At 58.1% G+C, this 25,512-nt stretch carries 22 protein-coding genes; 17 read left to right on the forward strand and 5 right to left on the reverse strand.

From position 1 onward, the window contains the following. Positions 1–889: hypothetical protein (locus FZP69_RS21420; protein ID WP_394350174.1), on the forward strand; the 889-nt coding region annotated here is incomplete at its 5' end. 676 nt (positions 890–1,565) lie between these two features. Here the strand turns inward: FZP69_RS21420 and FZP69_RS21425 are convergent. The 3 genes from FZP69_RS21425 to FZP69_RS22830 form a co-directional block, all read right to left on the reverse strand. Next, positions 1,566–1,988 carry a hypothetical protein gene (locus FZP69_RS21425; protein ID WP_152043469.1) on the reverse strand — a complete coding sequence of 141 codons (423 nt, stop codon included), beginning with the start codon at positions 1,986–1,988 and terminating at the stop codon, positions 1,566–1,568. A 185-nt stretch (positions 1,989–2,173) separates the two neighbouring features. Further along, positions 2,174–2,587, reverse strand: a complete 414-nt coding sequence (locus tag FZP69_RS21430; RefSeq protein ID WP_152043470.1) for a DUF555 domain-containing protein — start codon at positions 2,585–2,587, stop codon at positions 2,174–2,176. 321 nt (positions 2,588–2,908) lie between these two features. Further along, the gene (locus FZP69_RS22830) at positions 2,909–5,086 is read right to left on the reverse strand and encodes a hypothetical protein (protein WP_192918697.1); all 2,178 of its coding nucleotides are present in this window, start codon (positions 5,084–5,086) and stop codon (positions 2,909–2,911) included. 200 nt (positions 5,087–5,286) lie between these two features. Between FZP69_RS22830 and FZP69_RS21440 the strand changes: the two genes are divergently transcribed. Continuing rightward, positions 5,287–5,853 carry a DUF7342 family protein gene (locus FZP69_RS21440; protein ID WP_204960109.1) on the forward strand — a complete coding sequence of 189 codons (567 nt, stop codon included), beginning with the start codon at positions 5,287–5,289 and terminating at the stop codon, positions 5,851–5,853. 22 nt (positions 5,854–5,875) lie between these two features. Here FZP69_RS21440 and FZP69_RS21445 read toward each other — a convergent pair whose 3' ends face one another. Both FZP69_RS21445 and FZP69_RS21450 read right to left on the reverse strand, forming a co-directional pair. Continuing rightward, positions 5,876–6,394, reverse strand: coding sequence for a hypothetical protein (locus FZP69_RS21445; protein ID WP_152043472.1), 519 nt, complete (start codon positions 6,392–6,394; stop codon positions 5,876–5,878). Positions 6,395–6,403: 9 nt separating this feature from the next. Continuing rightward, positions 6,404–6,628 (reverse strand): UPF0175 family protein, encoded by a 225-nt coding sequence (locus FZP69_RS21450; protein ID WP_152043473.1) that lies wholly within the window; start codon positions 6,626–6,628, stop codon positions 6,404–6,406. A gap of 278 nt (positions 6,629–6,906) precedes the next feature. On the opposite strand from FZP69_RS21450, the gene FZP69_RS23120 reads away from it, so the two are divergent. From FZP69_RS23120 to FZP69_RS21525, 15 genes are all read left to right on the forward strand, one after another. Then, on the forward strand, positions 6,907–8,556 hold the full coding sequence (locus FZP69_RS23120) for a hypothetical protein (protein WP_240137798.1): 1,650 nt from the start codon (positions 6,907–6,909) through the stop codon (positions 8,554–8,556). Next, positions 8,549–9,247 carry a hypothetical protein gene (locus FZP69_RS21460; protein WP_152043474.1) on the forward strand — a complete coding sequence of 233 codons (699 nt, stop codon included), beginning with the start codon at positions 8,549–8,551 and terminating at the stop codon, positions 9,245–9,247. The genes FZP69_RS23120 and FZP69_RS21460 overlap by 8 nt, the downstream gene beginning before the upstream one ends. A gap of 65 nt (positions 9,248–9,312) precedes the next feature. Further along, positions 9,313–9,810 carry a hypothetical protein gene (locus FZP69_RS21465; protein WP_152043475.1) on the forward strand — a complete coding sequence of 166 codons (498 nt, stop codon included), beginning with the start codon at positions 9,313–9,315 and terminating at the stop codon, positions 9,808–9,810. Positions 9,811–9,833: 23 nt separating this feature from the next. Next, on the forward strand, positions 9,834–10,358 hold the full coding sequence (locus FZP69_RS21470) for a hypothetical protein (protein ID WP_152043476.1): 525 nt from the start codon (positions 9,834–9,836) through the stop codon (positions 10,356–10,358). Positions 10,359–10,488: 130 nt separating this feature from the next. Next, positions 10,489–11,475 carry a transcription initiation factor IIB gene (locus FZP69_RS21475; RefSeq protein WP_152043477.1) on the forward strand — a complete coding sequence of 329 codons (987 nt, stop codon included), beginning with the start codon at positions 10,489–10,491 and terminating at the stop codon, positions 11,473–11,475. A gap of 881 nt (positions 11,476–12,356) precedes the next feature. Beyond that, entirely contained in the window at positions 12,357–13,358 is a 1,002-nt protein-coding gene (locus tag FZP69_RS21480; RefSeq protein ID WP_240137799.1) for a DNA polymerase sliding clamp, read from the forward strand. Positions 13,359–13,447: 89 nt separating this feature from the next. Next, complete coding sequence (locus FZP69_RS21485; RefSeq protein WP_152043479.1) at positions 13,448–14,350, forward strand: DUF6166 domain-containing protein; 903 nt, start codon at positions 13,448–13,450, stop codon at positions 14,348–14,350. A 111-nt stretch (positions 14,351–14,461) separates the two neighbouring features. Beyond that, complete coding sequence (locus FZP69_RS21490; protein WP_240137800.1) at positions 14,462–16,021, forward strand: hypothetical protein; 1,560 nt, start codon at positions 14,462–14,464, stop codon at positions 16,019–16,021. A 177-nt stretch (positions 16,022–16,198) separates the two neighbouring features. Then, complete coding sequence (locus tag FZP69_RS21495) at positions 16,199–17,725, forward strand: AAA family ATPase (RefSeq protein WP_240137801.1); 1,527 nt, start codon at positions 16,199–16,201, stop codon at positions 17,723–17,725. Positions 17,726–17,965: 240 nt separating this feature from the next. Beyond that, positions 17,966–19,765 carry an ATP-binding protein gene (locus FZP69_RS21500; protein ID WP_192918698.1) on the forward strand — a complete coding sequence of 600 codons (1,800 nt, stop codon included), beginning with the start codon at positions 17,966–17,968 and terminating at the stop codon, positions 19,763–19,765. 377 nt (positions 19,766–20,142) lie between these two features. Continuing rightward, positions 20,143–20,544 (forward strand): hypothetical protein, encoded by a 402-nt coding sequence (locus FZP69_RS21505; protein ID WP_152043482.1) that lies wholly within the window; start codon positions 20,143–20,145, stop codon positions 20,542–20,544. Continuing rightward, positions 20,544–20,939, forward strand: a complete 396-nt coding sequence (locus FZP69_RS21510) for a hypothetical protein (RefSeq protein ID WP_152043483.1) — start codon at positions 20,544–20,546, stop codon at positions 20,937–20,939. The genes FZP69_RS21505 and FZP69_RS21510 overlap by 1 nt, the downstream gene beginning before the upstream one ends. Next, the gene (locus FZP69_RS21515) at positions 20,936–21,346 is read left to right on the forward strand and encodes a hypothetical protein (RefSeq protein ID WP_152043484.1); all 411 of its coding nucleotides are present in this window, start codon (positions 20,936–20,938) and stop codon (positions 21,344–21,346) included. Before FZP69_RS21510 ends, FZP69_RS21515 begins: the two co-directional genes overlap by 4 nt. Beyond that, positions 21,343–22,317, forward strand: a complete 975-nt coding sequence (locus tag FZP69_RS21520) for an AAA-associated domain-containing protein (protein WP_152043485.1) — start codon at positions 21,343–21,345, stop codon at positions 22,315–22,317. The genes FZP69_RS21515 and FZP69_RS21520 overlap by 4 nt, the downstream gene beginning before the upstream one ends. A gap of 270 nt (positions 22,318–22,587) precedes the next feature. After that, the gene (locus FZP69_RS21525; RefSeq protein ID WP_192918699.1) at positions 22,588–25,389 is read left to right on the forward strand and encodes a vWA domain-containing protein; all 2,802 of its coding nucleotides are present in this window, start codon (positions 22,588–22,590) and stop codon (positions 25,387–25,389) included. Positions 25,390–25,512 lie beyond the last annotated feature (123 nt).

Genomic DNA, 25,512 nt, shown 5'->3' on the forward strand with positions numbered 1-25,512 from the left:
GGCCATCTTGGATGACGGTTCCCAGGCTGTCAACGTCATCTTCGACGCCGAGGCGACTACGGCCGTCACGGGGCTGTCGATGGAGGAGGCCAAGCAGCTCGCGATGGACGCCCTCTCGACCGATGTGGTGGAAGCACAGATCCGTGAGCGCGTGCTCGGTCGAACCTACCGGCTTTCGGGGCCTGTCGTCGGGACGTTCCTGCTCGTTGACGAAGCGAAAGAGGCCCCCGGTGCGGAGCTCGGACTCGACGATCCGGCGCTCGAGCCGGCTGTGTCGCGACGGCAGGCGGCCAAGCGCGTGCTCGCCCAGGAGTTCAACGCCGCCACGTACAGTTTCACGGAGAGCGACGAGGATCGGGCGCCTCGCTACACCCTGCTGCCGACCGGTGAGGCGGTGAACCGGGTGTTCGTCGCCGGGACGCTCATCGAGACGGAGGACGTCGGACAGGATTCTGAGTACTGGAAGGGGCGTCTCATCGCCGGTACAGAGAGCGTGTTCGTCTACGCCGGGCAGTATCAGCCCGACGCCATGGCGGCGCTTAGGGCGGCCGAGACGCCGTCCTACGTGGTCGTGGTCGGGAAGCCGCGGACCTACGAGGCAGGTGACTACACGAACGTCTCGATTCAGCCCGAAGCGGTCGTCGTCGTGGATGCCACGACTCGGGATGCGTGGGTCGACACGGCAGTGCGTGACACCCGTGCCCGTATTGGTGACTTCGAGCAGGGGATAGCCGAGTACGCAGACCGTGCCCGTGAGGTGTACGGAGACGATGTCAGTAGCATCGAAGCAGCCGTTGAAGAACTGAGTGAGGGTGACTCCGATGCCGTCACGCCATCTCCAGACGAAGATCCTGAGGAGGAGGACCAACTCCCCGAGCCATCCCCGTGATCGACGGCCTGAGGCGCTCTTCTAGTGATCTACTGGTTTCCATCTCTGAGCCCTATCGCCAGTCGACGGAAACGCTGGATGACGTTCATGAGGTCTCTTTCGTTCGGCCGTTTTGACACAACTGAGGCAAGCCGCCTCTGATAGTTGATTTGTTATCCCCAGTCGGAGGCGAGGGGAGTGAAAAGCGTCTGAAGAAGGCACAGTCGTCTCAGCGATGGGTTGGCTTCATCACTTCCCTCGTGACCGGTATCGTCGGTCGAGACGGCCTCTGCATCTATCCGAATGCGAATACGCAATCGGGATAGAACCGGCAGGGCCCTTGGAACTCGACTCGGCATCGTGTGCTGTCGGGTGTCGTCGCGAAGGCGATTGCACCGTCTTTCCCCCTATCTTTCGCTCTCTATTCGATACCGGTTACTCTCCCTCTCATCTTTTCGAACCGGACATGCTCCTCTCTGTCCCTACATTTCTCGATTTTAGCTTCCTTTCAAGGGTTCCTCTTCCTCGCGATGCGACGCAGAGTGTTCTCTTAGGGATTCGCGAAGGAATCCATACACTCAACGTACATACTCTCCGGTAGCTGTCAGAAATCCTCTGCGAGATACAGTGCGCAAGTCGGTCACGCGGTTTCCTCAACTACGATGCCACGTACAGAGAATATCTATCTCTTACCCGATTACCGGCGTCCCATCCGGCGGCGAAGCAACTCCCCGCCCACGTACCCGATACAGCCGAATAAACACCCCCACGAGACGATTAGGAAATAGAGGTCGGAAAGAAAACCCAATCGCTCAGAGACCGTGAACCCTCGGTATAGGAAGAACACTTCGACAAAACCAGTGGTGAAAAACACAAAACTGGAACTGGCAAGACCTAGAATGAGTCCGCGACGGAGGTACGCGATTGCACCGGACGAGATTATTGCAGTTAGTGTCGCAACGAGTGGGGGGTTCGGGCCTCCCCACGAGACGAACGAAGCAGAGCCGAAGATGCCTGTTAGATAACCAACTGCGACGACGAATGAGACGGCGAGAGACCCGACTATTGATGTCCTCAAGTCCACTTCGTTACTTCCAAAGAGAGCTTCGGCCCAGTACATTCCAATCCTCGATTTCGCAACCTGTAATTGTAGGTTTTCTGTCTAAGACCCGGCGTACTGTGAATGCCACCGAGTGGGTATTTCGTCGTTGATTGCCTGCTGAACTCACCCTCTACATCTCGCACGCCGATTTCAGTCGCTAGGAAATTTGTCGCGTTCCAAAGTACGAAGACTTTCGCTAATCCCTATCTGTCTGATGTGCCGTCCTTGAGTGGTGAGACCTCCGTGGGAACAAGTGGTACCTCCTCGAACTCGCGTCCCAACTCGCGACGAGCGAGTCGCTTGCTTTCTTCTGGGCTACTTGCAACGACATCACAGGTGAGAAGCAATCCTACGAGGGCTGTCTCTCCGACGAGTAGTACTGCATCGTTCGTCTGACCACTCTTCTCATCTGAGAGCTGTTGGACGCTGATTTGGCAGTCAACGACCCGTTCAGTGTTCGCGTTTTCGACTCGCTTTCCGACCTCACTTACCGCGATGTTGATCGCGTCCTGTGCACCGGGAGCCCACCGGACGATCCACGGCACGGATAGTATCACCCGGTACTGATCCTCCGGCGCATCCTCACTGCTCCCGTCCTCGCTGGTCCCGTTAGCCATTGAGACCACCGATTGTTCCTGTCCAGCCGTGTTCCGTGGTTGCGCATCCTTCGAGCGAGAGACACCCCTGATCTGGTTTGCCGAGATACCGTGGTACGCGCCTACTGCCTCGGACTCGACATAATCGAGTTGCGGCGTTTTGTTCGGAGGCCACGTGTCGAGACATCAGGTACGCAAGCTTGGGTTCCCTTTTAACACTAACACTCTGCATTGTCGCCTTCAGCGGGCGTTGTCGGGGCAGTCGCTCGGCGCAAGGAAAGTGAAAGGGGGTGCTACTGGGTCTGAGTCTCCGGTGAAGGGGACTCGGGGGTCTACGTGTCGCTACAGTGTCTCTGTTTGCTTGCTATTCCCTGCTTGCTCACCGAGAACGCTTCTTCCCGATACCTGGTGTCGACTCGATCGGGTCTCCAGGTCGATCCGGTGGTCCTCCCAGAGCTCCTCATAGAGTCGTTCCATGTCGGTATCATCGGATTCTGACTCGGCAGTGATCGTCGATCGATCTCGCTGCGTTGCCTCAACCTGGTCAGCCTCGGTCTCGACAGTCGGTGTCGTCTCGAGGCTGGTCTGGGATTCCTCTGGACGCCGGCGGTAGCATCTCGGATGTCTCGTCCCTTCAGCGTCGATCCACGAGCCACACACGACGTGCTCGTCGTGGTCGTCGTCAGTGACGGCGCTGATCGGTTCGACATCATCGGATTCGAGCCACCAGTCGGGCATCCAGTCGACGATGGGGAAGATCCACCGTTCGGAGCCACGCCAGGAGGCTGCTGGCGGTCGCGGGACCGTCGTTCCGGTCCTCGGGCCAGTCCTCGCGGGTGGCTTGGTGCGACGGCGCGCTGTCGATGTCTCCGCTGGTGACCTCGACGAGGATTCGCGCTCGAGGATGACGACCTCGCTATCGCGGCGAGTCTCGATCGTCGCTTCGCCCCGGTACCAGTTCTTGAAGACGTTCTCGAACCGCACGGTGTCGCCTTCACGCAACTCGGGGAACGAGTGGTGTTTGACGACCGTGAAGCCCGGGTCGGTCGGATCGGCAGTCGGGGCGAGTTCGTCGCGTTCGCTTCCCTTGAAGATGGCAAACCGAATCTCGCCGGTGTCGTCGCGCAGGACGCCGGCCTGCTTGAGCGACGACGTGGTAGGCTCGAACAGGAGCTTGACCTCGCCCTGTGTCGAGACGCGACCAGCCGTCGTATCGGTCCGGGTATACCGTACGTTCCCGACCTTGACGACGTTCCGGGGATCGGTTTTCTCCGCGTCGGCCTGTTCGAGTAACGCGTGAGTCGTGTCCGTGCCGCGCTGAACCCGGGTTGCGAGTTCGAGCGCCACCGAGAGCGGTGACTTGCGCAGTTCGTGGACGCGATCGAAGTCCTCGCTCAGCAGCCGGCGGGCCAGTGAGCGTACTTCGGCGTTGGTCTCTTCATCCAGGTCGGTCAGCGGACGGATGCGCTCTTTGTAGGTCCTCCGAGCCTTGCGTTCACGAGCCTCAGCGATTGCTGCTGTGCTCGGGCGTAGGGTTTCGAGGTCCTCGAACCGGTTGTTCAACCATTTCGCGTGGCCAACCAGCTCGCCGTCATCCAGAATACCATCGCTGACTTTCCGGAGTTCGGCTTCCAGTGCGAGCGTCGCCTCGATCGTCTCGATCGATGATCGCGAAAACCGCTCGGGATCGTCGACCACCTCACCGAGGGGACGTAGCGAGCCATCGGGCAGCGTCACGTCCAGTTCGGCGGTGGCGACGCCGTCGGAGCTGTCTTCGGTCCTATCTGGATCGGGGCGATCGTACGCACGGAACCGGCTGGCATGTTCGTCGAAGCCGCTTGCGACGCCCACGACGCGGTCTCCAGACGGATCGACCAGTTCGTGGGGGCTCGCGTCTTCGAGTGACAGCGCATCGCCCTGTGCGAGCGTATCCGGCTCGAGCAGGGTGTCGTGCGGCTGTCCACCAGTGTTCGTAAGCGCGGTCATCTCCATCTCCTTTGACGCAACGAGCGGCTGTCCGTCACGGGTGACACCGTAGGTGGCACCGTCGGGAACAGCAGTCGTTCCGTACCGAGATTTCGGGGTACGCCACGTCGAAACCGGCGGCGCAGCATGGCGGGCGGTCGCAGCAGCGTCCTCGACCACGGGGGCGACCGGGATGCTGTCAGGATCGGACTCCTCGGAGTCGACCGCTCCGTCGCCGTGACGGGACGCATCTGCATTGGTCGGCACCATGTCGGGGAGCGTAGACTCGTCCGTGGTTTCGACGAGCGCGTGCAGGAGGCCAGCCAGTCTCGTGACCAGCATCGTCCGTGCCGCCGTGTCGTCGCCAGAGGCCGCGTGTCTGCGGTAGTCCCGGTAGTACGGAGAGTGCTGGCGATCGTCCCGCGTGCCGGCGGTTTCATCGGTGTGTGCGTTCTCGCTGTTGTGCCCTATCGCCGCCGATAGGTATTTGCTGTCTTGGTTGCTACTCGTCATTGCAATCCTCCAGATTGCGAGTGAGGCTCTAGTCAGCCTCACACTCTACACCGCCTAGCGGAGCATAACTATACCGCCGAGAGACGGCTCCTGTCTTCCGATTATCGAAGAGTTGCCCCCAGTTACGCCCACATCTATTCCCTACTCAGCCTGGAGTCTGAAGCGTCATTTCTGGACGCAGATGTACGAAATAGTCGGCACAGATACGAAATTATTGGTGTACGGGTCACGAAGAGCGGGCTATGAGCGAGAAACAACCGTCGTGGCCGGACGGGATGGATGCCGCCGAGCGCGTCCGCAACGTCGCGCTCACGCGTACGGACCCGCGGAACGCTGGCTGGATCGCAATCGAGGCGGACGTCTCCCGCGATACCGCCGTCAAGTACCTCTCACGGATGGTTGAGCAGGGTGACCTCAAGACGGTCAAGACTGGTGAGGGCACCTGCTACAAGCCCGACCCCGTCACGCAGTTTCTCGGGCAGGTTCGAGATCTCGCCGAAAGGAACTCGCTCGACGAGCTCACTACCGAGCTGGGAGCCATCGCTGACGAGATCGACCAGTGGAAGCGCGAGTACGACGTCGACGATCTGGCCGAACTTCGTGGAACCGTCGGGAACGACGAGCTCTCTGGTGAGGAACGTCGTGAGCGCCTCGAGGTCATCGAAGAGTGGGAATACAACGTCGAGATACGGGAGGCGCTTCGTCTGGCGATCAATCTGAAACATACCCTAACAACGCTTCATGGTACACCGACACGTGGGACTCAAGAGGTTAGCGTCTCTCGAGAGCGATCACAATCGAATAAATAGCTCTCCCTATCGAGGGCGCAGCTTACTCTTCGTTGGACAGCACGTCCTCAATACGCTCAACAGGAGCATAGTAGCCACGTTCATCTCTCCATGTTGTCAACCACTCGTTCGCTGTTTCGACGGCAAGCGCGTCTCGTCGAATACCGAGTACTAACAGCCCGATCGATCCCGTGACCGGGACATCGAATTCGGCTGCAACGCGCCGGGCTGCGAGGTCATCGGTTACGAGTGTCCCGTCATGTGTGATCGCGCCCAGTAATGACTCGGCTTCGCCAGGATCGAGTCGGGATCGGAGTTCGGATTCGTCGGGTCCACGTGTATTACTGTTCACCTCGAGTATCGTAATCTCGGACCCGAGCTGGTCGATTACCCTGTCGAGAAATCCGTATCCGTGTTCTAGGCCTCGCTTGAGTTCAGTTCGAACGGCTGGGACAGCCACCGGGTTCTCCAACAGCGTCGTCAACCAGTCGACCGAGTCACTACTTGCAAAGTTACTGAGCACAGTCGCATCGAGGAACAGCGGCTGCGTGAGGTCCGCCATCTACAGGGCCTACTCCCGATCGAGGGCGACGTCGATTTCGTCGTCGAGTTGCTCCCGCGTGCGAGGACCGTAAAGCGCAGTAAAGCCCACTTCCTCCAGGAGTTCTTCGAACTCCCACCGCTCCAGCCCGGCCTGCTCTGCTGCCTTTCCGAGCGAAATTTCACCGAGGACGTACGCTCCTATCGCAGTCGCGAGAGTGTCGTCCCCGGGGTCGATGGTAGCGTTAGAGGCCATTCGTATTCGGCATTAGGGGATCACCGGACATGAATCTACCTCGAACGCTCGCCGGAAATGACTGAGCCACCCCTCGATCATTTCACTGCCCACAAGGGGGCGAGGGGACACGAAGCGGGAGCGACGAATCCAGTTGGTAGTGCAGTGCAGGATTGCCGCGCTCACCGCTTGGCTGTCCCCCGGAAAGGACGACAATGGGATACGCACCGACCAAACAGCGACGGCACCGTCTCACGAACGAAGACATCGGGCAGGGCGCTCGGTTCGACGAGCTCGATATGTACGGGCTCTACGCGAGCCCCCACCACGAGAGCAGTTTCCTCGTCAACCGCATCGACAACGCCGGGCAAGTCATGCTCGCGGCGCGACGCGAACCCGAGTACGACGAATATGGCTTCGAGATCGAGGGCACTGGCCAGACGGAACTCGATGCGTACTGGGTGGGCGCCAGCCTCCGGACGACGCAGGCCCGCGACATCGATCCGATCGACCTGACTGACGACGACCTCGATCACCTGCCCCTGGAGGCAGTCGAGCGGGTAAAAGGTCTCCAGTCCGAGCGCAAGCGGCATCGCGAGAAGGCGCTCGCTGCCGATCTTCTCGGAATCGACCGGGCGACCCGATGTCGGGTGGGCCTCGAGGACGAGTACCGCGAGCGCCGCCGGACCTATCAAAAGACTTGGGCCGCCGACGATGAGCGTGGTCGCCAGCACATCGATCCGTTCGAAGACCTCAGCGCTCGTGATTCCGAGCAGGTTCGAGAGGCAGCTGTTCACCTCGCCGATGCGCTCATCACGGGCCCGACGAGCGAGGCGCTAGAACACCGGCTCGCGCTCAAAGTCCGGCGGGGGCAGGACATCATCAGTGCGACTAGCAACCTCCAAGATCAGCTCTACCAGGAAGCGGGCGTCATCCAGCCCATCGCGACGGTACCGGCCGTCCCATCGAAGTACAACGTGGAGGCCGACATCCAGGGAGAGGTCATTACTCTCTGGCAGCCGAAAGCGAGCAACCAGCAGCAGGTCGGTATCATTGCTGATGAGACTGGTCGGCTCAAGTTCACGGTCTGGATCCGCTCGAATCAGGGCGTCATCCTGCATGAGGGTGATGTCGCCCGGATCGTGGGCGGTAAAGTCGGTGCGTACAACGAGCAGGCGACCCTCGCCGCCGACTCAGAGACCCGAATCTCGGTGCTCGAACGCGGCGACGGCCCGGCGCCTCGTGGAGACATCCCGAACGTGGACTGGTCGAAGTACGATGGCCGGTTCAAAGGTGTCCAACGCCACCGCGCCTGTACGATTCCGTCACTCTCCGACCCGCGTGTGAGTCAGGTCTCGTTGCCGACCCATCGCCCTCGCGATCGCCTCGACGCCGACGATGGTCGGTACGCTGCCACGCACTGGCTGAAGGCAATCGAAATCTACGACGCGGATGGTGACATTCCGCTTCCGGAGTGGTGGAAAGACCAGGCAAACGTCCTCCGAGTAGATGTCCCGGAGGACGCGGATTCTGAAAGCCGGGGAAAGCTCGTCGCTGAGCAGTGCCGGGCCGCACGAGAAGCGGGTGAGGGAGTCGACGCTTCCGATGCCTCTGTGGCTGATGAACTGGAGACCGACCCTCGTCCGCGGTCTCAGAGTATCGCTACGGACGCCCGAACGAGTGATGAGGAGGTTGTACTCGAAACGGACGGTGGAAACACGCGAACGCTATGGGTGCGTCTACCGGAGGACAATCTCGATACCTCGGAGTCCATGGATGACTCGAGCGACGAGTTCTTCATCGGGTCACCATCCACGAGCGAGCGCTGTCCCGAATGCGATCATGACCGTGCCTACTACGACCTGAAACAGCTTCGAGCGGCAGACGAAGCCCCGACGCGCCTCTTCACGTGTAGTGAGTGCGGGCACCGGTGGCGGGAAGATGATTGATCCAGATACCCGAATCAACGAGCAGTGGACCGTTGGCCAACTCATCGAAGTGTTCGATCACGCCAACTTCCTGCCGTTCGACCCAAACGAGCCTCATTTCTTCTGTGATTTTTGCTCGAAAGGTGTCGCATACCGAAGCAATCCACTCGTCGGTCACTACATCGCCGACAACGTCCTGAACACGAACCACCCGAAGTGGCGAAACGCGACGGATCCTCACAGCGAGAACCCACCGCTCGTTCCCTTGGCGTCGTACTGCGAAGACTGCACGACTCGTCTTCTCCTCTTCCCCTGCAAGGGGTTCGCTGAGGTCCGGATGCTGTTCACTCTCACTGAGGAACGCGTCATCACGACCCCGGAGGTGACAGACGTCTCGGGGCCCGAGGACGGCATCCCTTGGAATCCAAAGGAACTCTCTGAGCAGATCACAGGCATTCCGTGGGAGCAAAACGCGTTGCTTGCGGCGCTTGAGGGGGAGGATCAGTTGTGGGGTCCGGAGAACATGGTCACATTTCTTCTCTCGATCGGCAGCGGCGTGGATGTCCGTGAACTCGTCCAGTGGGACGGCTCCCTGAATCCGAAAGCACTCGGCCGAGCTCGCAAGGAATACCAGGAGTTCGTTGAGAAGATGCGACGGCACGGATACAGTCGTAAAGCATTCCGAGACCATGTTCGAGGAGATGATAGATAGGGGAGCCTGGTGTGGAGCACTCGTCTCTTTGTTGGCCCCGTTGCTGGGTGGAGGACAAACAAGCGATGCATATGCTGATCAGGGTTCTTACTCCTGGCCGGAGCCCCGACGACGCGCTCGGCCGTGCCAGAGGAGCCCTCGACCACCTCGTAGGGATTGGCGAGTATGCCACTCCTGTATTCGACTACTACCGAACGATGAACGATACTGCCGCCCGTTTTCGTGACCATCCTCGATACGGCCAGCTCGATGCGGTCCTCTCGCTTGAATCTGAGACGGGTCAGCAGGTGCTTGAGGATACGGTGGACGCCCAAGAACACTGGTTCGTTGACACCCTAGAGGATCTGCGAGAGAAACTCGACGTGCTTGATCCAACCGAGGTGATGACTGACGTTGATCTCGCCCGGTTCGACTGCTATCGCTTGGGCCAGTTCGCCGGTCCATCGGTCTGGGTTTACGACGAACACGGCGCCGGTCTCCGGTCCCGATCCGCTGTCGATGAATACGTCGAGCGCCACGATGATGACGAGCTCTGGATCGTCCCCGCTGACGTCCACTATTGAATCCAACTTCGACTCCCTCTTCCATGAGTTTCTACGCGAATGTGACCGGCTATCTGCAGTATCGCACTGATGAACATCTTCAGGCGGCAGTTCGCCGTCTCCAGTCGGGAGGATGGCTCAATGAGCACCGGCGATGGATCCCGGAAAACGGTTGTCAGCGAGTCGTGACAGAGTCTGCTACGACTATTGACGATGTGCATCGACTCCTCGTGATCCCGCCCGCTCTCTATCGGAATCTGGCTCGAGTCACGACCGACCTCTTCCCGGGCGTCGTTCGAGGAAAGGTGGTCATCTCGTCGATCGATGGCTGTTTCGACGCTTGGATCGAGCGCCCGCTTCCTCGAGCAGCAACCGCGTCTCCTGGAACGTCATCACCAGTTTCCGATATCGAATGCATCGGGTTGGAAGAATACGCCCAAGGCCGAGGGCTTGGTGTCACGGAATTCGACCACGAGAAGTACGCGGAGTGGCAAGGGGAGGTTCTCCATCAGTTCCATACCGAGCACGACCCCGACGTCTTAGAGATACTGGAAGCCGGTCATAGGTGAGTCACGTCCGCCGACATCCACTTCTGCGGGGAGCTAGTCGCCCGACTCTCGCATAGAGTTCGCGAACGGTTTGTGGATCCCCACTCGGTGTGGGGTCCGACCTAGCTTTTCGGCTCCCCGGGACTGTCACATGTCCGATTCAGACTCAGTCACCACGAGCACTGCCGATGTCGAGACCGAGGTTAGCGACCAGTGTTACACGTGCCCCGAATGCGCGACGACCAATAGTGTGGTTGTCGACGCGAGCACGGCTGAAACCTACTGTACGCAGTGTGGGCTCGTTCTCGCTGATTCCCGCCTCGATCGAGGACCGGAATGGCTTGCAGTGAACGCCGAATCCGAACGCCGGGTTGGGGGACCGTTAACCGATCTCCGCCACGACCGTGGTCTCTCCGCTGAAATCGGATATCGAGTCGATGGTCGTGGGAACACGCTCCCGGGTGGGAAACAACGCCAATTTACCCGCCTCCGACGATGGAACGCCCAGGCGAAATTCGAATCGACACAGGATCAGAATCTTGCACGGGGACTCGGCGAAATCCAGCGCATTGCGAGTTCGCTTGATCTCCCCGACTCGGTTCAGAACCGTGCTGGTCGGCTCTTCCGCGAGGCCGTCCACGCGGGTCTTCTCACGGGCCGCTCGGTCGAAGCCATCGCGACCGCGAGTGTCTACGCTGCCTGTCGGCTCCGCCGTCTCCCGTGGTTCTTCGAGGAGGTCGCTGAACGTGCTCGCGTCGACGAGCCTCGCGTTCGCGCCGGGTACAAGGTCCTCAATCGTGAACTCGATCTCGCTGCCCCACCGCCACTTCCTCGAGATTTTCTGCCTCGCCTCGCCTCAGAGACTGGGGTCTCAACGGAGGTCGAACAGTACGCTCGGACGCTTCTGGATCTACCAGCGGTGGCAGCGCTCGCCAACGGTCGTAAACCCGGCTGTGTCGCTGCTGGGTGTCTCTATTATGCGGCCCGCGAACTCATGGGGTACGGGGCGGTCACGCAGGACCAGTTGGCGGCCACAGCTCGGGTGAGCACGCCAAGTCTTAGAACGATGTGGCGAACCCTCACCGACCTTGCAGCCGAAGATGACGTCTCGTTTCCGTCACCGTCGGAGTTCGACTAGATCGCGTACGCAGATGCAACCTCGAAGGTGTATTCGAGGAGAGTAGGTTACTGACCGAGCCCTCGCGTCCGCTCGTCGTTTTGTCTTCCCCGATTCGGCGGGGGAAAACCTGGAGGGTGAACTGTCCTCCGGTGATCCTCCTTCCAGACTCGCCTCGAATACCGCAACCAGTCATTCACACCATTATGGGAAGCCTCTCTCGTAACCGTGCATGGGCACGTCTTCAGACAGCGCTCGAACAGCGTCTTGAACAGGCCGCAACTCAAGCCGACCGGGCAACCGTCTACCAAGATGTGGTTGACCGCCTCGTTCGGATCGCTTCTGACGAGGTGGAACTCGATCGCATTGCTCGGGAGATAGCGGTTTCACCGGCTACAATCCCGTTTCCTCACGACGGTACGCCCTCTCCGATCGAACCGTCGATGAAACACTTACGAGAGGGAATTCGATGACGACTGACGCTGGTGGGTTCGAGCCAACTATCGATCTACACACTGCCGACTGGCGGCCGGGCGATCCCTGTCCGAACTGTGGGCATAGTGCCGTTCATGCTATCGTCCGTGCGGGAGTTCGATTCCACGAAACTGGGGGCTGGGACTTCGACGAAACCCTCGCAGTGTACGAGGCCTTCTGCCCGGCTTGCGACTGGCTCCCGCCAGTCATCGATACCGAATCTCCGGTCGCATAGACGAGTACCGTCGTCGTAGGCGATTGAAGAATCAGTCAGGACGGAATCGAGTGGAGCACTCGATCAGTTTCTCAGTCCCCACACGGTGAGGGGCGATCGAGATGTCCACCCTACACTACACGACGGAGTGTCGGTACAATCTGTGCCGTACCTCCTCACGCGTCGGCTCACAAACCACCAGTTATCAGCCACCATGAGTACAGATACCGACGGTAAAGACACACGAACCGACACCGAATCGGCGATGGAGCCCGATCCCGAGGCGGACTCGGAACCAGATTCCGGAGAAGAGACCGAAACTACCTCGACTTCCGGGACACCAGACCCTGACCCCGATGACACGCCAGCTGATGTCTCCGACTCAGAGCAGACCTCGGACTCTAGTACGTCGTCTGAATCCAACGACGAGGAATCAACAGACTCGGATACTGAAGCTACGGCTCCTCCGGAACAATTCCGGGCAGCTATCCAAGGTGGGGAACTCAAGACCGTTCTCAAGACCCTGAGTGCGATCGTCGACGAGACCCGGATTCATATCAACGAGAACGGACTCCGAATGCGAGCGGTCGATCCAGCGAACGTCGCGATGGACGATATCGAACTCGAAGCAGCTGCGTTCGAGTCCTATGATGCCAGCCCCGGTCTCCTCGGAGTAAATCTCGACCGCTTCTCCAAGGTGGTGAAGATGGCCAACAAGACGGATTTAGTCCAGCTCTGGTTCGATACATCGACGTTCAAACTCGTCGTTTACATCGATGGCCTCGAATTCACCATGGCGTGTCTGGATCCGCAGACGATTCGCTCGGAACCGACGCTTCCGGAACTGGATCTCCCCGCCGGCGTGACGATTTCACGTGAGGCTCTCAACCGGGGGATCAAGGCCGCCGATATGGTCTCTGACCACATCGGCATCGAGATGGTTGAGGACGAGGGTCGGCTCTCGATCGATGCAGAGGGTGATACCGACAACGTTCGTCTTGACCTCCAAGACGACGACCTTCAGTCGGTGACGCTTGCTGATGCGCGATCGGTTTTCAGCCTCGATTATCTGAAGGACCTCGTCCGAACGATGCCCAGGGGAGTCGATGTCTCGTTGCGGTTCGGGTCCGACTTTCCGCTCATCATGGACTACGAGATCGCCGACGGAGACGGGCACGTGACGCGAATGCTTGCCCCACGTATCCAGACCGACTGATTCTCTTCATACGGTTGGATAGACCTCACGCAGTCGGCGACCTCCGACTCATACGCGACTGACGCTTCATTACCACAGGCTCACCACACATGCCATCGAAGACAGATTACGAACGGAAAACGAAGTACAAGACCAACACGTATCGGGGCGAGCGAGGCCTCGGTGGAAACATCGTCTACGCCGGCGATACTCTCCTCGATAAGCACCTGTTCGTTCACTCAGTAGCCCCAGGAGGCTTCGACTGGGGACCCGACGCAGACGATGACCGAGCCTGCCAACTCGCCATCGCACTACTTGCCCCACTGACGGGCGTCGATGACGCGATCGAGAACTACCACATCTTCGCGACGAACTTCGTGAAACGCGACCTCTCCGGTGATTCATGGGAGATCAAACAGAGAGTCATACGGAAGCCGGCTCATCTGGAACGCCATCTCGACCGCGAGTATCCAGAGAACACCGCACCAAGTCCGGAGGATGTTCCCGCTCTCGATGATCCTGGCCTCGACCTCGACGGAATAACGTACGCTGAGGAGCTTGCGCTCGCCGAGAAGTACAAAGATGTCCTCTGGACCCGTGGGAATCGTCGGGATAATCTCCGACGTCTGCAGGCTATCTGGAGCGGGCAGGAGGATCCGAGCGACGATCCGGTGAGTCGCTCAGACATTTATCACATGATCAGCAACGTCTCGTCGACTGCTCGTCGGACTCTTAGTAAGCAGTTCGATACGATGGGTGAGCTCGCTGGCTGGGTGGTTTACGGGCGAAACCACGCTCGGCTGGACGGGGTCAGCTCGACCGCTGCGGGCCACATTCGAGATTCCCGAGACGAGTTCATCCGGTATTTCGGTGGCGAGGAGTACATCCCCGAACACGACGACGGCAACCTCTCGCTCGATTCTGCGTTCGAAGGGTCCGTCGATGCGGAGCAGCAGACGCTATCCACCCAGATGGATTCCGACGAAGAGGCGTCTGATACGATCCACTCCTGACCGTCTCATTAGATGGTTTGTCTTCCCCGGAGCACCGAGGGGTGACGATTTTCGACCATCGTGGATCGGCCCCAGTCGCAGCCCCATTCTCACACCCAGATGAGCTCCACCATGTCCAACAAGCAATCAGATGAACAGATCGACGCCGCCCACTCGAATCAGGTGGAGGCATCGAGTTTACCCGACAGGGACGCTACCCCACAGGGAGAGACTGACCGAACAGGGACAGCAGGCCAGGTCCCTGTCGCTGATCTGCTCAAGCAGGAAGCGATGCTTCCATTTGCCGGGCTCATGCCTCAAGACCCGCGTGAGTACCCGGAAGAAGTGTCTCCCGGCGGGCAGTACTTTTCAGGGACACCCCGATCGTTCAAGGAGGTAATCCAGATCCTCCCTCAAGCTTCCGACGGAGAACTGTGGGCAACCAACGAATTCGTCGACACTGCGGGGGCCGTCGATATCGAGGCAATTCGAAATGTTGAGGGACTCGATGTCGACGGACTCGAGTCGCAGACCGGCCAGTCACTGACCGACCTCGCTACATCAGCTGATTCGGAACCCATTGTTCGTGTTCATGACCACAAGGACATCGTCGACCAGCGCCGGAAAGCTCTCAACGCGCTCGGCTACGACGTTCAGTTCCGCTGGCAAATCGCCTCGGACTCCTACGCTATCATCAATCCGCAGCAGGCGTATCTCCCGATAATCAACGCTCTCCAGCGACGCGGCGCGACTGACGCGTTTGGATGGGCCTCGTATCGAGACTGGGGCGGGCTTCTGAAGATGGCCGTCATCTGTCCGAGTCTCCGGCACGTCGTTGCTGGGGCGGCTGAGACGTCCGACAGCGGGGATGACGTCGACGAGACGGCTGGACTCACTCACGTAGCTTCTGACGGCGAGGCGGCCGATGAGAGCGTGCAGGAGGAACTGGTCGTCTATGGGGGGTTCCAGACCGGGTACGATTTCCGTGGGACGCAGACGCTCTGGGCGCGACCGATTCTGTTCTTCCCCGACTCCGGGACGATCATTCCCGATACGGGTGAGCGCTACACGCGACGCCACTACGGGAAGGCAACCGATGCGCTGCACGAACAGAAGAACGACCGTGTTCCGATCAACGAGTGGTGGAAGGCGATCTACGATGACGTCGATCTACGAATGATCGATGTAGACCAGGCGATCTGCAAGACACGGGCAATCGCCTACGACTTCGAGGCACTCCCATTCTCCCTGGTGGAATGCTATCAGTTCTGGGGTGTGGCAGCGAAATACGCTGAACGGGCAGCCGACCGTGCCTCCGCGCTGGCGACACCGCATACCTGTCCTACCGTCTTCAACGTACAGTTGTCGCTCCTCATTGCGTTACTCGATGAGTACGACGGTTCGATAGCCTCGGATCGGTATCAGGAGTATCTGGAGATTGCTGGCGAGCTGTTCCGGACACCGTCGATGATGATTCAGTTGGCGGTGAAGGAGTACGACCGGCAGGTCGGCGACGAGAGCAAACGGATGCTTCCCGATGATCAGCAGACTCTGTCGGATGCTCTTGAGGACATCGTGGATATCCCGGGGATAGACGTCGACACGGAAATCGACCTCTCCGATCCGGCGGCACAGAGACTCCAAGACAAGGTCCAGCGCACCCTCAGCGATATTTCGGGATCGGGCGAGTAGCACCGACCATCGGACTTCGGTTTTTCTCTCCCGACAAGGGTGAGGAGGGAGTGGGTACCCCCCGATCTCCCCCTGTGAGTTCTCATGTCATCGTCACACTCGAACGGACCAGACGGCACCGATTCTGGGGAGCCCTTGAGCAATCAGGCTGTTCTCAGTCACCTCGTGCATCGCCTCTTGCAGCAGGAAGGCGGGAGCATTCCCCTTGAGCGGGTAACTCTCCGGGTCTCTGACTTCGCTGATATCGGCGAACAGGAGGCAGCAGACCTCATTGACGAGGGTTCCGACGCAGGAATTTATACTCTGGACAGAGGGTCCAGTGGAAGCGGACTCATCGTTGGAGCGACGCCGCAGGGTCCTGAGCCCGACGTGATCACCGAATCGTTCGGACCTGCGTCGTCAGAGGGAACCGCCGACTTTCGGGTGATTAGCGTCGTGACGGACTCGATTAACGACGCACTCCACGAAGCAGATATCACGGACTTCACGCAACTGGCCGACGCCGAGATCGATGAGATCACGGGGTTGACTGGAACGCTTACTGAATCCCGAGCTGAAGCACTTCTCGAAGAGGCCGCTACCCACATTCCTGTTGGAACGTCCCTTGCTCGTGCCGCTGCGCAGCGCTACACTCGGCGCGTCGATGACCAAGGGCGGGGTGTGGCCCGAGTCGTCGATCTGGCTGTGGCTGACGAGCCGGTCGGCGAACCGCTCTATCGGAGCAAGGACTGGTCCGCCGATGATCTTCGGGGAATGTACGTCTCTGATGTCGGACGGAACGCCTCGGAGCCGGTCCCGACGGGGTTGCATATCCTCGATGATCCAGACCATCCCGATGTCCCGAAAGCTGCCACCCACCCCGACGCGGGAGACGATGCCCTCCCGGTCGACGAGCAGGGTGAGGTAATTGCACCGGCTGTGCCAATCGAGCCTCGATTGCAGCTCCCAATCGACGAACTTCTTGCAAAGAAACTCTCGAGGGGTCTCGTTCCAGTCCGGATCGTGGGTCCTCGAGGCTCGGGGAAGAATTACCTGCTGAAGTATCTCTGCTACCGGACGAACCGTGGATACGTCTCGATTGACTGCGATGCTGCGACCCATACTGAGGACCTCTTTGGGCCGCTCACGCCCAACGAAAACGGAATCATCGTCCCCCGCAACGGTGCCGTCAAACAGGGACTTCTTAACGGGAGTGTCGTCGTACTCAACGAGTTCCCGGTGATGCGGGCAGGAGCAGCGATGGCGCTTCACAGGCTACTCAACGAAGGGAAACTCCTCATCAAAGCACACGGTGAGATCGTCGAACCCCACCCGTCGGCCCGGATCGTCATTACGATGAATCCACCGACTCGTGAATATCGCGATTCCGAACCGATGAACTCTGCTACTCGCGGTCGGTTCCGTGCGTTCGAGCAGCCCTATATCCAGGACATCGAAGAGGAGGTCGACACGTTAGATCGACAAGTGAACACGTCGAAGCAGGTCATTGACCGTGCTGCTCTTAGAAAGATCGTCCAATTCGCGCATCAGACTCGGCAGAACGAGTCTTGGCCGACTCTCAGTACTCGGAACCTGACGATACTGTGTGAACATATCGAAGACGGGGCGTCGCCCAAAGCCGCGGTGAAAAACGAACTATGGGCGGTTACTGAGCCAAACCAGTATCCTGAGGACTGCTACGAGACACTGAATGACTATCTATGACCCTCCCGTTTCCGTATATATCTGTATTATATCTTCGGAATACGGAACCGACTCAATTGATGCACATGACGCTACAATGATGATTTCAGAGAAAACAGTTAGTTGAGTATTGGAGTTATTGAAGTCTTCTCTATTTACTATATCTTATCAAAAGCTACAAGATAGTGGAGAAATAACACTAGACAACACCCAACGATGGCGAATATCACCCAATCAAGCACCCTCGGTTTTGAACTCGAGATGGACTACGACGAGGGGTTCGTGGAGGGAGATTTCGTCCAAGCCCCCGGCCCTTCGAGAGGCGAATACGTCGCCCAAATCACCCACACTGAAACTAGCAACGATCACATTGAGGCGAATGCGTCCGTTATCGGAAGCTACCCCGATCTCCCATTCCGTCGGGGGACCGAAGTCAAGAAAGCTGACCAGAGACTGGTTCTCGAGACTCTCTCACTTCCCCACGAAGGCGTTCATATCGGTACACTTCGTGGTTTTGGGACTCCCCTCTACCTCTCCGTCGAGAAATTCATGGAAAAGCAGGTTGGCGTCTTTGGACGAACCGGTAGCGGGAAGTCGTATACTGCTGGAGTGCTGACGGAAGAATTGTTTGAATACGAGCAGCCGATGGTGATCGTTGACCCTCACGGAGAGTACGCATCATTAAAGATCAGACCTGATGGGGAGGCAAGCGACTACCGGGTCGTCGAATATGCCGATCTTGAGTTCAATTCGGCCGCAGACCGTGACCTTGATCTTGACAGCATCGACCCACTTGACCTCGCCCGGCCCAAACAGGCGACCGTTCTCAATCTCCGTGGGGTCGACACCGAACGTCAAGAAGAAATCGTATCTACTCTTCTTGACGCACTATTTTTAGCCAGAAAACGGGATCGCATCCCTGAGACCAAGGTCTTCCTGGAAGAGGCCCACCTGTTTGCCCCCCAGCGAAAGAACGAGCCGCGCTCCGTCATCGAGAATATCGCTAAGGAGGGCCGAAAGTTCGGCTTCACACTTGCGCTAGTCAGCCAACGACCGAGTGAAATATATCCAAACATCCGCGCTCAGCTACAGGCGTTCATAATCCACAAGCTCACCGACGATACGGACATTAGTAAGATCATCAAGAATGCTGAGGGGCTTGATTCTTCGTGGGGGACGCAGATCCAGAAGCTACAGACTGGCGAGGTGCTATTCGTCGGCGACGTGATCGCCTCGCCGACCTTTGTCGAGGTTCGCGAACGACGGACCAAACACCACGAAGGTAGTGAGGGAATGTTCCAGACGAGCCAGCATGCCCAAGATGCCACCGCGGTCGATGACCGACAGACCGAGCTGGACGAGGAGGTAACGGCGGCGACGGTTGCGCGGCTCAAGGAGCATATTAACGAGCTTGAAGCGGAACGCGACCGGCTTCGCGAGAGCCTTGAACAGGAACAGGAAACGAATATGAGTGAGCAGCTCGCGGAACTTGAGACCACTGTCGACGAGCAACGGGAGAAGATTGAGGATCTCCACTCAAAAGTTCGGGATCGAGAGGGATCCATCGAAGAGCTCGAAGCGCAACTTGAGAATCGAGAACAGCAGCTACGAGAGCAACGGAAAAAAATCCAGCAGCTTCGAACTGAACGCAATGCTCTCGAAGGGGAGGCTAGCCGCTCAACCCCGTCTCAATCCGAAAACGGCGAGGGAGACATCCTTGATCACCCGTACGTCGATCGCGTACTGACGCGGCTGCAGGAGGAACTCGCTGCTCTTGATAAATATGAACGCGGGATGCTCGAGTTCTTCCTGTACAACGAGAGTGGATCAATCGAAGACGCGTACTTCCACGCAGGCGGTTCCCCTAACTCCTCGCAGCGGTACGAGAAAGCCGAGACGTTGATCGAAAAGAACTTCATTCGAAAGCGGAAGCGCGGCGAGTACGTGTACGCCTTGGACGATCTCATCGAGGACAAGCTCACTGACTTTACCGATCAGGGGAACATCGACGTAGCGATTGATAAAATTGAGGGTGACTTAACTACCCCAGCCGCAGGCTGAGTGCCGCATCCGAGAATTATAGATAGTGTAGACTTGCATTTATATACCGATATAGAAAATCAGACTATCTAAGCTTACATGGTTCTCCTCGTATTCTGAAGAACTAATCTGCAAGGCTGTAATGTTGAATCAACTCACTGTTTCTATAACCCTTGAATTCAGTCGTTAGAGGCTCTCTTTCGAGGAGTTAAATCCTTTCGAAGAGAACAATCCCCTTGCCGGCTCTCGGCCTGACGCCAGACGGCGGATAGAATAGCTTGGCCTTATTCCTTACCCTTAAAATTCTATGAACTGAGGCTCTAATTCGTTATTATAAGTCTCCGATATCCCAAGGATAGTAGGATTTAATATGGTGGGGCTAATAGCCGGAGTAAGGCATGACTGAAGGCGAACCGTCGCAGTCAAAGCTCGAAGACCTACTCGTTGACGAGGAGCAGATGAATGAGGAGTTGCTGACCAATTTGCTGGCGGACTACGTCGGCATCGGAAGCGACTCCGGAAGCCTCGTACCCACTCCCGCGTTTGAGGAGCTAACAGCGAAGCAGCAGATCGTAGTTGTGCTATTGGCGCAGAGAGCGCGGCATGAGCTTGAGATGGTGGAATCGGAGCAACTGACCCCAACGGAGATCAGCGAGGAAAGTGGAATAAAAACTGGCACCATCTATCCGTCCGTACGGGACTTGGAAGACGAGGACATCGCCGTGGGTAACGACGGGAGCTATCATATCCCGCCGTACAACTTTACTAAAGCCAAACAATTCATCAGGGGGGATGTCTGATGAGGGACGATGTAGAGGCGCTCCAAAAGCGGGTGCAAGATCTTGAGGAGCGCGTGGCGACCATCGAGGAGCGATTCGAGTCCGGAGACGTGCCCGACGAGACGGTTGGCCTCCGTGCGTTCGTTGAGCAGGTCGATCCAGCGACACACGTTGAGCGCGCGGTGACTATCGGGTATCACCTCGAAACCCAGCAGGGCCAAGAGAACTTCACTATCGAGGACATCGAGGAGGGGTACCGTACGTGCAAAATCCAAAAGCCCGCAAACACAAGCGACTCGCTCGCGAACGCGGAAGAGCGCGGCTGGTTGATGCGTGACGGGAAGGACGAACATTACCAGCTGTGGATGCTGACTCGTGAGGGCGAGCAGCACGTCAGGGAGGTGAGCGATGCATGAGTCTGGAAGATGAGATTCAGGATCGTCTCGTGGCCGACACCGAGTCTATCCTCCAGAACAACCTTGACCGAGTCGAGAAGCTCTTCCAGCTTCACCGGGACGGCACCGTCGACATCAGCGATGAGTACCGCAATCTCGACCCGGAGAACAGGATGTTAATCTACCTCATCGCTCAGCGGTTCGCGAAGGAGGGCAACATCGTCGATGAGGACACCGTCGACTCGGAGTTCTTCTACGAGCGGGTCGATCGAAAGGAGCGGACGATCCGAGACTACCTGCAAAACCTACGAGAGGCAGGGCTCGCCACGAAGGAGGGCAGGAGCTATCATCGACTGGTCGTGGAGAACCTTCCAGATGCGCTTAATCGACTTGAGGACGCGGGCAATTCGAACGGTGATGATGGATGACGACCGCATCGAAATCCCGCCTATACTACCGCCCCAGCAACACTCTCCAAACGCTCAAGGCAGTCATCAGCGGAAGTCAGACGCCAGAACAGATCGCCGACGACCTCGGTGTCGGCGTGCGAACGGTCAGAAACAAGCTTCACGACCCACTGCACCTCGGACTCGTCGAGTGGGACGGCGACAAGTACGATGCCACTAACGAGGCCCGCCGGCTTGTCCAACTCCAAGACGTCGATGTTCTCGAAGAGAGGTTCGTTGACCTTCCCGGCGTGCAGAGCGTGCTGGGGCAAATCAAGAACGACAGGATAACTATCGAGGAACTTGGTCGAGTCATCAGTTTCGAAACCGAATCGGGGGCCGCAGACGAGGAAACCTTCGAACGGTACGGGAGGGTCTATGCCAAGTGGATCCACTATCTTGAGCTCGGCGATGTCGCAGAAACCGATTCCGGGCCACAGCACCCGTTGCAGAACGATCGTGGTGCGAGCGATCCCCGCGTCCCGCCTCAGAAGGTCATCGAGACGCTTCGGGCAATAGATCAGGTCAATACGCGAGAGGAGTTGGCTAATCGACTGGGGTACTCTGAGAAAGAGATAGAGAAGACGCTCAGCACCGCGTACGCACTCGGAGTCGCACGCCCTGAACAAGGTGGCTTTGCCACGACTGAAGCCGGCCGCACCGTGATATCGACAAGCCGGGGTCAGCAGCGAGAGCTGCTCCGCGACAAACTGCTCGAGATTCCCCTCGTACAGGCATACTGCAACCGCGTTCCGAATAGCGAATTCAAGCCTGTGGCGGTGATGGAGCAGGTCTCTGAGGGATACAGTATGGGCTGGAGCGAGAAAACGATCGAGACGAAAGCACACCGTCTCTCACCGTGGTTAACTTTCACCGAATTAGCCGACAAACAGGAGGTTGGCGTTCTTGAGGCGACAGGAATGATGCCTCGTGAAGAACTATCTGACCCATAGATATTGGTTCCTGATATCTATAGTGTTATGACTGGAGTCGTAGCAATTCCTCCCGTTGTATCTACAAACCCTCTGCATGAACTCGCCACCAACTAGAATCCTCTCTATATCCAACATATTAAGTATGTCTTGACATATTAGTAATAACACCAGTTTATGTGCCTCTTGTTACCCGAGAGACAGTTGTAATCCTACTGTTCACCTCTTCCTATGTCGGATACCAAACCCACGAGCGGTGTTCATCAGCTTGTCAAAGAAGTTAGTCCACAAGTGGCAACCACAGCAAGAATTTCGCCGAACCGTGCAGACCGAATCCGTGAATTCATTTGTGGCCATCTTCCCGATGGCGTTGATGTCGATGTCGTCATTACGACAAGTGTCCAGACTGCTGCGGTACTTCCCGCTGATATCGACGCAATCCTCTCATCAGACGCGACAGAACTCCAACGAGACCAAACTCAACAACTCCTTGATGATGTAGACGCTGACTATCTGGTGCTCATCACCGGGAAGGAGGCCGATCTCGACCGAATACCCCTCAACGACCAGCTAACGGCCGATCACGCACATCAATTCGGACTGGCGTTCCACGAACTGCTGCATATTCTCAAGACGGCCATCATCACGATCGGCCAGCTCCTAGATACTGAAATCGACCCGCAGTATCACGAACAGGCCCACGACCTCATCAACATCATTGAGGATGGGGCGATTGAAAGTGAAGCCATCCATGGGAAGAATTTCAGTGACAACGCCGGCATTCGACTCGAACTCACTCGACGGTTGCATTCTCAAACGTCGAATGATATTCCCGAGGACCAGCAGATCACGTACTCATTCTGGGACGCCGTGACCTCCTGTCTCTACGACCTAGTAATCTATCCGACGGGGATTACGGACGTCCTCAGTGACGAGAGTGATGATCGGATTGTGTTCAAAAGCGACGCGGACCGACAGGCGTTCGAAGCACTTCACGAGGAACTCGAAACGCTTGCACGGGAGGCACTCGCCATGCGGAGCGCCGATCGGGAGGACACCACTCACACCCATGACAAGGCGGCGTCTGTCAGACGTGCCAAGTGCGTCATCGAAACGTGGACAACTCACATCCAGCCCCTCCTTGAGGATCGTCGCGATGATAGCGAAGAGGGACAGACCAGATCGGGGCCAACCAACACAGAAGACACGGCTGAAGCCGAAGGAGCCACTGACCCCCTCGAAGTGAACGAGGGACGATCTGAGGAGTCTTCCGAGGAGAATCGTTTACCACGAGAGGCTAGCGACGGGAGCGAAGAGTACGATGAAGAGCCCTCTGGTCTCGGTGCATCGAGGAGTGGAAGTTCTGACGAGGCGGACAGCTCCGATTTCTCTCGAGACTTCGATCCGTCCGATATCTCGCTGAACCGTGACGCGACTCACGATCCATATCAGGACATCTTCGATCATCCCCAGATCACACCCGATCCGGACCTAGATGAGATCGACGTTCGCACCGCTCCAGCGGACGGCGACTATGATACCACGAAAAGTCCATCCGATGATCAGACAGACGTCGACGAAGATGGAGATAATCGCGCTCATGCAGCTGTAGGTGAATCCAGTCGGACTGACAGCACGGATGCAGAGGAGAAGAACACCACCAGTGGAGAACAGACGGATCGTCGCGAGGATGCCGCTCACAGCCATGGTGACGGCAACGAGGGGAATGATTCGCCGGGGGAGACTTCGCGAGCACAGTCGCTTGCAGAGGCCGCTGAGCGTGCCCGAAAGAAAGAACGGCTGGAGTCGAGTGACGACCGGGGGACTACATCCGAAGACGGTGAGAGGTGTGATACAGATCGTACCGCTTCAGCGTCTCCCTCTCGTGAAGCGAGTACCTCTGCTGAACAAGATCCCCAGCTCACGTTCGGCGACTTCAACGGTGAGGATGGTCGTTCGAGCGATGACGCGAGCCCTCCGCAATCTGCATCGAACTCGGGTACCGAGAATTCTCGAAGCGAGGAGTCGATCCACAGCCATCCTAAAACCCCACTTGAACGAAGGGCTGAACCTGAACCGGTCTCTGAAGGGCCAGCCCACGCCAGATCGAGCCATCGATCATCAGACGAAGACCGCGACGTATACGAAGAGGCTCTAACAGCCGACGAACGAGCCGCCCACGACGAAGCTACTAGGGAAAGCATCGACGAGCAGGCCCTTGAAGAGGAACTCTCCGGACTTGCTGAGCAGCTGGAACGCGACAACCGAGATCACAACGAGGACAGTGGCCAGCCCGGTTGGACCAGAGGTGGGCTTGGAGGCCTTGATGAAATCGAGTTACTCCCCATCAGCACCGAACTCGTCCCTCCGGGCGAGTGGACGGCGGTTGAAGACGGAGCCGACCAGGTAGGAGATACGCTCGAAACGTATCTTCGCCTCGAGCGTCGGCAGGGTGAGCGGACTGGGCTAACTGCTGGGACGTACGATACCAGGGCTGGACACCGACTCTCGATCGGTGACCCTCGCGTGTGCAAGACGACGACGCCTGGTCGCGAGAAGCGCTACTGCCTCGTGTTGGTACTCGACCGTTCGGGCTCCATGAGGCACGGATCTCCACCGAAAATCGAGGTCGCAACGCAGGCGCTCGCTCGGTTCGCAGTTGCCGCCGAAGGCCTCGGCATCAAGGTCGCGATCATCGACTTCATTCGGGGACACGCTCGCCTCGTGAAGCCATTCTCCGTGGAAACACGACACGTGCAGGCGACGCTGCTCGATACATCCTGCGGTGGAGGTACTCCCCTTGCTGACGCGATCGGCCTCGCCCGTCAACTCATCGCGAGTCAGCGTGACGAACCGCTTATCATCACAGTCACCGATGACGAGCCCAGCGATGTTGAGGCAGTCCAAGAACAGCTTCGCGATTCGTATGCGCCAGTCTGCTCGCTGACCATCGCGACCGACTGTTCTCCGGGGACGCTTTCCCCCGACGCTTCCGAACTGGCGACCTACTACGAGCGCCAGGCGGCCGTCTATTCGCCCGATCGTCTTGACGATCGCCTTGACCAGTTCGCAAGTCTCCTCGCAGGGCTCTGAGGGACACCGTATCAGTCTGCTCCGAAGAAGCATCACTCACGAGTGATTCGCCTGTCCTGACTCGGGTCTCTCCTGTTTGTGTCCCCCAATAGCGGTAGGAGGTCATCCGACAGGAAGGCTCCT

This window comes from Salinigranum salinum (assembly GCF_009176545.1).
GTDB lineage: Archaea > Halobacteriota > Halobacteria > Halobacteriales > Haloferacaceae > Salinigranum > Salinigranum salinum.